This window comes from uncultured Aquincola sp., from assembly GCF_964001545.1.
Classification (GTDB): Bacteria; Pseudomonadota; Gammaproteobacteria; order Burkholderiales; family Burkholderiaceae_C; genus Aquincola.
In genome coordinates this window covers 1-8,145 of sequence record NZ_CAXFDV010000371.1, presented here as the reverse complement: position 1 = coordinate 8,145, position 8,145 = coordinate 1, and the positions used below count along the sequence as shown (strand labels likewise).

At 71.9% G+C, this 8,145-nt stretch carries 8 protein-coding genes; 6 read left to right on the top strand and 2 right to left on the bottom strand.

Annotated elements, in window-relative coordinates; all coding sequences use genetic code 11:
- The first annotated feature begins 86 nt into the window (after positions 1 to 86).
- Genes ABNT58_RS12825 through ABNT58_RS12810 form a run of 4 tightly spaced genes read left to right on the top strand, consistent with a single transcriptional unit; the run spans position 87 to position 3,275 of the window.
- Positions 87 to 797, top strand: coding sequence for a biotin-independent malonate decarboxylase subunit gamma (locus tag ABNT58_RS12825; RefSeq protein WP_348753864.1), 711 nt, complete (start codon positions 87 to 89; stop codon positions 795 to 797).
- 8 nt (positions 798 to 805) lie between these two features.
- The gene (gene mdcG, locus ABNT58_RS12820) at positions 806 to 1,498 is read left to right on the top strand and encodes a malonate decarboxylase holo-[acyl-carrier-protein] synthase (protein WP_348753863.1); all 693 of its coding nucleotides are present in this window, start codon (positions 806 to 808) and stop codon (positions 1,496 to 1,498) included.
- Positions 1,462 to 2,376, top strand: coding sequence for a triphosphoribosyl-dephospho-CoA synthase MdcB (mdcB, locus tag ABNT58_RS12815; RefSeq protein WP_348753862.1), 915 nt, complete (start codon positions 1,462 to 1,464; stop codon positions 2,374 to 2,376). The genes mdcG and mdcB overlap by 37 nt, the downstream gene beginning before the upstream one ends.
- Positions 2,373 to 3,275: an acyltransferase domain-containing protein gene (locus ABNT58_RS12810; protein ID WP_348753861.1), complete on the top strand. Its 903-nt coding sequence runs from the start codon at positions 2,373 to 2,375 to the stop codon at positions 3,273 to 3,275. The genes mdcB and ABNT58_RS12810 overlap by 4 nt, the downstream gene beginning before the upstream one ends.
- A gap of 28 nt (positions 3,276 to 3,303) precedes the next feature.
- On the opposite strand, the gene ABNT58_RS12805 is transcribed toward ABNT58_RS12810, so the two are convergent.
- A complete protein-coding gene (locus ABNT58_RS12805; protein WP_348753860.1) occupies positions 3,304 to 3,615 on the bottom strand; it encodes a c-type cytochrome in 312 nt (103 codons plus the stop codon).
- A gap of 5 nt (positions 3,616 to 3,620) precedes the next feature.
- A complete protein-coding gene (locus tag ABNT58_RS12800; protein ID WP_348753859.1) occupies positions 3,621 to 4,895 on the bottom strand; it encodes a PQQ-dependent sugar dehydrogenase in 1,275 nt (424 codons plus the stop codon).
- A gap of 287 nt (positions 4,896 to 5,182) precedes the next feature.
- Between ABNT58_RS12800 and ABNT58_RS12795 the strand changes: the two genes are divergently transcribed.
- Positions 5,183 to 7,117, top strand: a complete 1,935-nt coding sequence (locus ABNT58_RS12795) for a sigma-54-dependent Fis family transcriptional regulator (RefSeq protein ID WP_348753858.1) — start codon at positions 5,183 to 5,185, stop codon at positions 7,115 to 7,117.
- A gap of 93 nt (positions 7,118 to 7,210) precedes the next feature.
- A partial coding sequence (locus ABNT58_RS12790; RefSeq protein WP_348753865.1) for a gamma-glutamyltransferase occupies positions 7,211 to 8,145 on the top strand: 935 nt, incomplete at its 3' end.

The following is an 8,145-nucleotide window of genomic DNA, read 5'->3' as shown; positions in this document are numbered from 1 at the left end:
TTGGGCGTGGAGCAGGCCGGGCAGGTGGCTGACCTGGAGGTGGACGCCGTGCGTGGCCTGCGCAAGGTGGCCCTGGAGGACGTGCGATGAACTGGAGACAGTTGGCCATCACGCTGTTCGGGCCCGACCATGGCCTGCACGGCGTGGCCCAGGAGGGCGATTTTCTGCAGGGCACGGTCGTGTTCGACGGCCAGCCGCTCACCGTCATCGGCACCACCGGTCATGCGCCCATCGGGGTGCAGCTGGCGCTGCAGCAGGCCCGGGCCGTGCTGGACACTGTGGCCGCCCACCCGGGGCGCGCCATCCTGCTGCTGATCGACACGCAAGGCCAGCAGCTGCGTCGGCGCGACGAGCTGCTGGGCATCAACCGCGCCATGGCCCACCTGGGCCTGTGCATCGACCTGGCGCGCCGTCGCGGCCATCGCGTGCTCGGGCTGGTGTACGACCAGGCGCTGTCGGGGGGCTTCATCACCTCGGGCCTGATCGCCGATGCCTGCGACGCCCTGCCCGAAGCCGAGATCCGGGTGATGCGCATCCCCGCCATGGCGCGCGTGACGAAGTTGCCGGAGGAGATGCTCACCGAGCTGTCACGGTCGAACCCCGTGTTTGCGCCGGGCGTGGACAACTACGTGGCCATGGGTGGTGTGCGCCGGCTGTGGCGGGATGACCTGGCCGCCTGCCTGCGCGATGCGCTGGCCCATGCGCCGGTGGACGACCAGCGCGCGCGGCTGGGGGCCGAGCGCGGCGGGCGACGCCTGGCGGCCAGCGTCATCGAGCGCGTGCTGCAGGCGCCGTGAGGCGGCCCATGGTCACTTTGCGCCGACATCAATTGGCCTATCTGTCGCCGGCCGCCTGGTTGCGCATCGGTGCCGAGCAGGCTGACGACGAGTCTCGCCGCTGCACCACGTGGTGGGCAGCCCATCGGCTGCCGGTGGTGGTGACGCGGCAGCCGGAGCAGGCTGCGGTGGACGGCGTCAGCGTGGGCTTGCCCGCGCCGGCGGAGTTCGGCCACCGCAGGATCGCGCTGCGTGTGGCGTGGCAGGAGATCCTGTGGTTCGACGAGTTCCCCCGTACCGAGGACATCGCACCGCAGTTGCCGCGCAAGGTCGGGCATGCCTGGCGCGCCTGGTGCCACAGCCTGGCCGCGGCGGGTGGCCAGGCGCGGGTGTACGGCAGCCGCGGCTGGCGGTCGCTCACCGGCCTGAGCCACGTGCGCCGGGGTTCCGACATCGACCTCTGGATCGGCGTGGGGGACGACGCGACCGCCGACGCCGTGGCCGCGCTGCTGGCGCATGCGCCGCAAGGGCTGCCCCGCGTGGACGGCGAGTTGATGTTCGAAGACGGCGCTGCCGTTGCCTGGCGCGAGTGGCAGGCCTGGCGCAGCGGCGCCAGCCGCGCCCTGCTGGTACGCACCATCGACCGCAGCTTCCTGCGCTGGTCGCCGGCCCCCCTTCAGGTGCCGTGCCCCGAAGCGGCGGAAACGGCGGAAGCAGCATGATGTCCTCTCGGAGGGATTCCGCGCAGCGGGAGGCAGTTGCCCCGACCGTCACACCGCTGACCCTGGGGCGGGCGGCATCGTCGGCGCTGTACGACGAACTGGCGCTGTCGCCCAAGCCGGGTCTGGTCACGCTGACCGATGTCGGCAGCCATGACGACATGGACGCGCAAACCTTCACCCGCAGCCTGTTTGCGCTGCGCGGCTACTTTGTGCGCATGGCCGAGTTGGGTACGCAGGCGGCGCCCTTCAGTGAGTTGCAGCGCAGCGGGCTCGACGCCGAGCAGCGCATGCTGGCGGCCACCGGCGGTGTCAACACGCACCGCGGCGCCATCTTCCTGCTGGGTCTGTTGTGTGCGGCCGGCGGCGCACTGGCCGCTGCGGGCCAGCTGCCCACGCCCCAGCAGCTGCAAGCGGTCTTGCGCCGGCATTGGGGTGAGGCTTTGGCCCACAAGGCCGCGCGGCCCTCGTCGCTGCCGGGCGGCATGGCGGCGCGACGGCTCGGCCTGCGCAGTGCCGCGCAGGAAGCGGCGCTGGGGTTCCCCGTGTTGTTCGGCGTCACCGTGCCCACCTTGCGTGAAGGTCTGGCGCGCGGCCGGTCTGTCTGGGTCGCGCGCACCGATGCCTTGTTCGCCACCATGGCGGTGCTGGACGACAGCAACCTGGCGCACCGCGGAGGCTTGGCCGGGCTGCGCCATGCACAGGCCGCAGCCCGCGGCTTCATGGCGGCAGGGGGCGCTGCTCAGCCCGATGGCCGATGGCGTGCCGAAGCGATCGGCAAGGACTTCGTGGCGCGCCGCCTGTCGCCGGGCGGGGCGGCGGACATGCTGTCGGCCGCGTGCTGGCTGCAACGCATCGGTGGCCTGCGGGACGCGGCATGAGCCTGGCGGTGCTGTTTGCCGGGCAGGGCCACCAGCATGCAGACATGCTGCCCTGGCTGTCACCTTCGCCGCTGCTGCGGCAGATGGGCGAACGGCTCGAATGCGCCGATTGGCGCGCGGCGCTGGCCGATGTCGGCTGGGCCACCCGCAATGCCACGGCACAGCTGGTGCTGACCGGCACGGCGCTGGCCGCCTGGGCCGAACTGGCGCCCCGGCTGCCTGGGCCGGTCTGCTGGGCGGGTTACAGCGTCGGTGAGTTGGCGGCCTTCAGTGCGGCGGGTGTGTTTGACGGCCAGACCGCGCTGTGGTTGGCGCAGCAGCGTGCCGCGGCCATGGACCGCTGCGGCCAGGCCAGCCCCGGCGGTCTGGTCGCCTGGGGGGGGCTGGGGCCCGACAGCGTGGCCGACATCTGCCGTAGCGCCGGCCTGCACATCGCGATCTGCAATGGCGACGATGCCGTGATCGTCGGCGGCCCGTGGCCGGCGCTGCTGCACGGCGAGCAACTGGCGGTCGCGCGCGGCGCTCAGGTCACGCGCCTGGCGGTTTCAGTGGCCTCTCACACGCCGGCCATGCGCCAGGCAGCCGCCACCTTCGCCGGCCTGCTGGCCACCGTGGCGGCAAAGGCGCCGCGCGGCGTGCTGTTCAGCAACGTGGGCGGCCGTGTTCGTTCCGCTGAGCGGGCGGCGCAGGTGTTGTCGGCGCAAATCGCAGAGACGGTCAGGTGGCGGGACTGCATGGAGGAGGTGCGCGGCCGACAGCCGCGCTGCGTGCTGGAGATCGGCCCCGGGCAGGCGCTGGCCCGTCTGTGGAGCCGGCGCTACCCCGAGATACCGGCGCGGTCCTGCGACGAGTTCAGGAGCGTGGCCGCCATCGAGCGCTGGGTCGGCCGCTGGCTTTAGCGCCGCCCGCTGCCGATGGCGGCCCACATCATGGCAGCTGCGCCGTCACCTTGATGCTGGCGAACCAGGCCGCCAGGTTGTCGATGTCGGCATCGGTCAGCGGCTTGGCCATCACGGCCATCACCTCGTGCTTGCGCTCGCCGCTACGGTAGGCCTTGAGCTGCGCGGCCACGTACAGCGCCGGCTGGCCGGCCAGGTTGGGCGCATCGGGCGCGGTGGCCAGGCCGTTGGGGCCGTGGCACACCGCGCACTGCTGCGCCTTGGCCTTGCCGGCCGCCGCATCGGCCGCCAGGGCGGGGCTGCCGGCGGCCAGCGCCGCCAGCAGGGCGATCAAGGTCATCCGCATCACGGCGCGCTGTAGGTGATGCGGTAGATGGCGCCCGCGAAGTCGTCGGACACCAGCAGCGAGCCATCCTTCATCACCGCCACGTCCACCGGCCGGCCGCGGTACACGCCGGTGTCGTTGTCCAGCCAGCCGTCGGCGAACACCTCGGTCTTGTCGGCCGTGCCATCCTGCTTGAGCGAGGTGAACAGCACCCGCGCGCCCACCGGCTTGGTGCGGTTCCAGGAGCCGTGCTGGGCCGAGAAGAAGCCGCCCTGGTACTTGGCCGGAAACTGCCTGGCGCCGTAGTACACGATGCCCAGGTCGGCCGCGTGTGCGTCGGTCATCACCTGCGGGTTCACCGCGCCGGCCGGGATCGGGTCCTTGTCGTAGCCGTTTTCGGTGATGCGCGTCTGGCCCACGATGTACGGGTAGCCGAAGAACTGGCCGGCCTGCGTGGCGCGGTTGATCTCGCCCTTGGGAATGTCGTCGCCCATGCCGTCGGTCTGGTTGTCGGTGAACCAGAGGGTCTTGTCCTTGGCATTGAAGTCCATGCCCACCGAGTTGCGGATGCCGCGCGCAAACACCTCGCGCTTGCTGCCGTCCAGCCCCATGCGCACGATGCCGCCGATGCCCACCTGCTCATACAACTTGAGCTTTTCGCGCGGCTGCACGTTGAACGGCTGGCCCAGCGTCATGTAGAGCAGGTTGTCCGGGCCCACGCGGCAGGTGCGTGCGCCGTGGTTGAACGACTCCTCTTCCACCGGAATCAGCTGGCCTTGCGGCACCACCTCGGCCACCGCCACGTCCGGCCCTTCATAGAAGAACTCGGCCGCCGGGAACATCAGCACCCGGTTGTGTTCGGCCACCAGCAGGCTGCCGTCGCGGGTCCAGCACACGCCGTTGGGCACCTTGAAGTTGAGCGAGGGCGCAAAGGCCTTCACCTCGCTGGCGGTGCCGGTGGACAGGCGGTCGGTCACCGCATACACCGCCGTCTTGCGGGTGCCCACGAACAGCATGTTGGTCGAAGGCGCCACCGCCATGTGGCGTGCATCCGGCACCACCGCATACAGGCTGATGCGAAAGCCCGGCGGCAGCTTCACCTTCTCCAGGTTCTTGCGGATGGCATCGGCCTGCGCGCCGGTCTGCGGCACCGGCGGAATGTTGAGGTCGGTGCCCGAGACCTTCATCTGCTTGAGCTTGTCGATGTTCTGGGCCTGGGCCGGCAGCGTGCCGGCCAGGGCCAGCGCCAGCGCGGCCAGGGTGGGAACCAGGGTCGGACTGAATGTGCGTGGCATGGGGTGTCTCCTCGTTGTGGGCCGGGCCCCGCCGTGGGCGCCGGTGGGTCTTGCTTTCGCAATGCACATGCCGGCGGGTGGTCTGCGGCCGGGCGCCGCCGCCGCTCCCTCTGCAGCCTGCGGGCAAACCCTGGCCCGGCCGGGCCGGCCGGCCTGTACAGCGATGCAACGCTGCAACGCGCCGGTGAACAGAAACTGTTCAGTTGCCGGGGCCGGCGGGCCCCTGTTATGGTCCGCGCCACACAGGGCTGACCTTGAGCGGCGAAGACCGCGGCAGGAGACAGGCAATGCTCGAAGCAAGCGGCGCATGGCAGGAGTGGCAGCGTGCGCAGTGCCGCGCGGTGCTGGCGCGCAGGCTGCCCGTGGCGGCAGACGATCCACCCACCGACATCCTCGACAGCTGGGCCCGCTGCCTGCAGCAGGGGCTGGACTTCGAACGACCGCTGCCGCTGATCGTGGTGGAAGACGCCGACCTGCGCCGCCGCCGCGAGCGCGCCGGCCGGGTGCGCCAGCTGGCGCTGGTGGAGCTGGAAACCCTGATGCAGCAGATCGCCGGCAGCAGCTTCCTGCTGGCCTTCGCCGATGCCGAAGGCGTGGTGCTCGACCGCTATGCCGACCAGCGCTTTGTCACCAGCACCGCGGGCGAAGGCATTCCGGCCGGTAGCCTGTGGACCGAGCAGGCCGCCGGCACCAATGGCCTGGGCACCGCGCTGGCCTGCGGCCGGCCGGTGGCGGTGAACGGACCCGAGCACTTCTTCGGCCAGTTCAGCCACATCGCCTGCACCGCCGCGCCCATCCGCGATGCGGATGGCGACGTGATCGGCGCGCTGGACGCTTCCTGCTGCTTCGACTCGCGCCAGCGCCACACCCAGGCCCTGGTGCAGATGGCCGCCGCCCACATCGAGAACGTGCTGCTGGCCGAGCAGCGACGCCAGCACTGGGTGCTGGCCCTGCACCCGCGGCCCGAGTTCGTGGGCACGCTGAGCGCCGGGCTGCTGGCCTTCGATGGCGAGGGCCGGCTCAGCGCCTTCAATGGCCGCGCGGTGGGCCTGCTCAGCGGCCTGGCGGTGCGGCGCGGCGCGGCCTTCGAGCAGCTGTTCAACGAGCCCTTCGACCGCTTTCTGGGCCGGCTGCGGGCCGAAGGCGCCACCCGGCTGCGTGATGCGATGAACAGCGTGCTGGCCGTGGCCTGCGTGCAGCCGGGCGAGGCCGTGGGTCGTGTGCTGGCGGCTGCCACGCCGGCCGGGATGGTGCAGGCTGCGGGCGGCCGCGTGGGGGCCGCCCTGCCGGTGCATGAGGCGCCGGCTGCCCTGCCGGCGGCGGTGGAGGGCGACCAGGACCCCGCCGTGCTGCAGGCCCAGGCGCTGGTGGCGGCCGCGGTGCGGCGGCAGCTGCCCATCCTCATCCAGGGCGAAACCGGCACCGGCAAGGAACTGCTGGCCCGCCATGCCCACCAGGCCAGCGGCCGCAGCGGCGCCTTCGTGCCGGTGAACTGCGGCGCGGTGCCGGCCGAGCTGTTCGAGGCCGAGCTGTTCGGCTACGTGGGCGGCGCCTTCACCGGTGCGCGGCGCCAGGGGCAAGCGGGCCTGTTGGCCAGCGCCCATGGCGGCACGCTGCTGCTCGATGAGGTGGGCGAGCTGCCGCTGCCGTTGCAGGCCGCGCTGCTGCGCTTCCTGGACGACGGGCTGCTGCGTCCGGTGGGTGGCCGCCAGCTCAAGCCGGTGGACGTGCAGGTGCTGGCCGCCACACATGTGGACCTGGAGGCCGCGGTGGCGCAGGGCCGCTTCCGGGCCGATCTGCTGTACCGGCTGAACACCGTGGCGGTGAAGCTGCCGCCGCTGCGCCTGCGCAGCGACTTCGCGGCCGTGGCCACGCGGCTGCTGCAGGCGCTGCAGCCCGATGCGCAGCTGCAGCCGGCTGCGCTGCAGCGCCTGGCCCGCCATGCCTGGCCCGGCAACTTCCGCGAACTGCGGGCCTGCCTGGCGCGGGTGCTGCTGACCCACCCCACCGGCCACATCACCGTGGCCGATGTCGATGCGGTGCTGCCGGCGCTGCCGCCAGCGGCCGAGCACGGGCCTTCGCAACTGCAGCGCGGCGCCACCGAAGCGGTGCTGGCCGAGTTCCGCCGCTGCGGCTCGGTCAGCCGCACCGCGCGCTGCCTGGGCATCTCGCGCACCACGGTGTACCGCCACCTGCGCGGCGCGGGGCTGCTGGCGGCTTGAACGGCACGCGGTCTGGACGCGCCAGAATGCGCAGAAGCATTCTGGAGACCCGCAGTGACCCACGTCCCCAACCCCGCCCGCGGCACCCGCGGCATGGCCGTCGCGCCGCATGGCCTGGCTGCGCAAAGCGCCATCGGCGTGCTGCGCGAGGGTGGCAACGCCGTCGAAGCCATGGTGGCCGCAGCCGCCACCATCGCGGTGGTGTACCCGCACATGAACAGCATCGGCGGCGACGGCTTCTGGCTGATTGCCAAGCCCGGTGAGGCGCCGCGCGGGCTGGAAGCCTGCGGCGCGGCCGCGCAGGCCGCCAGCATCGAGTCGTACCGCGGCCATGGCATCGAGCGCATTCCTTTCCGCGGCGGCCTGGCGGCCAACACCGTGGCCGGGACGATCTCGGGCTGGGACGCGGCGCTGGCCTGGTCGCGTGAGGCGCTGGGCGGCCGCCTGCCGCTGAGCCGGCTGCTGGAAGACGCCATCGCCCATGCGCGCGATGGCATTGCCGTCACCCGCAGTCAGTCACACTGCATCGCCAACAAGCGCAAGGAGCTGATCCCGGTCAGCGGCTTTGCGCACAGCTTCCTGGTCGATGGGCAGGCGCCGGCCATCGGCAGCCTGTGGCAGCAGCCGCGCATGGCCGCCACGCTGGAGCACCTGGCCCGCGCCGGCCTGGACGACTTCTACCGCGGCGACCTGGCCCGCTCCATGGCCGCCGATCTGGAGGCGGCTGGCAGCCCGGTGCGCCTGTTGGACCTGAAGTCGCACCAGGCGGTGTGGAAGCCCCCGCTGGCCATGGCGCACTCCGCCGGCACTCTGTACAACATGCCGCCGCCCACGCAAGGCCTGGTGTCGCTGCTGATCCTGGGTCAGCTCGACCGCCTGTTCGATGCCGCCAGCATGACACCCGACAACGCGGCCTATGTGCATGCCTGCGTCGAAGCCACCAAGCAGGCCTTTGCCATCCGCGACAGCCTGATCACCGACCCCGCGTGGATGAAGCAGGACCCACAGGCGCTGCTGGCGCCCGAGGC

What these genes read in the sequence shown, in the direction of transcription:
- mdcG (WP_348753863.1), top strand. Translation starts at nt 806, where the DNA reads ATGGTCACTTTGCGCCGACATCAATTGGCCTATCTGTCGCCGGCCGCC.
- ABNT58_RS12805 (WP_348753860.1), bottom strand. Translation starts at nt 3,615, where the DNA reads ATGACCTTGATCGCCCTGCTGGCGGCGCTGGCCGCCGGCAGCCCCGCC.
- ABNT58_RS12825 (WP_348753864.1), top strand. Translation starts at nt 87, where the DNA reads ATGAACTGGAGACAGTTGGCCATCACGCTGTTCGGGCCCGACCATGGC.
- ABNT58_RS12800 (WP_348753859.1), bottom strand. Translation starts at nt 4,895, where the DNA reads ATGCCACGCACATTCAGTCCGACCCTGGTTCCCACCCTGGCCGCGCTG.
- ABNT58_RS12810 (WP_348753861.1), top strand. Translation starts at nt 2,373, where the DNA reads ATGAGCCTGGCGGTGCTGTTTGCCGGGCAGGGCCACCAGCATGCAGAC.
- ABNT58_RS12795 (WP_348753858.1), top strand. Translation starts at nt 5,183, where the DNA reads ATGCTCGAAGCAAGCGGCGCATGGCAGGAGTGGCAGCGTGCGCAGTGC.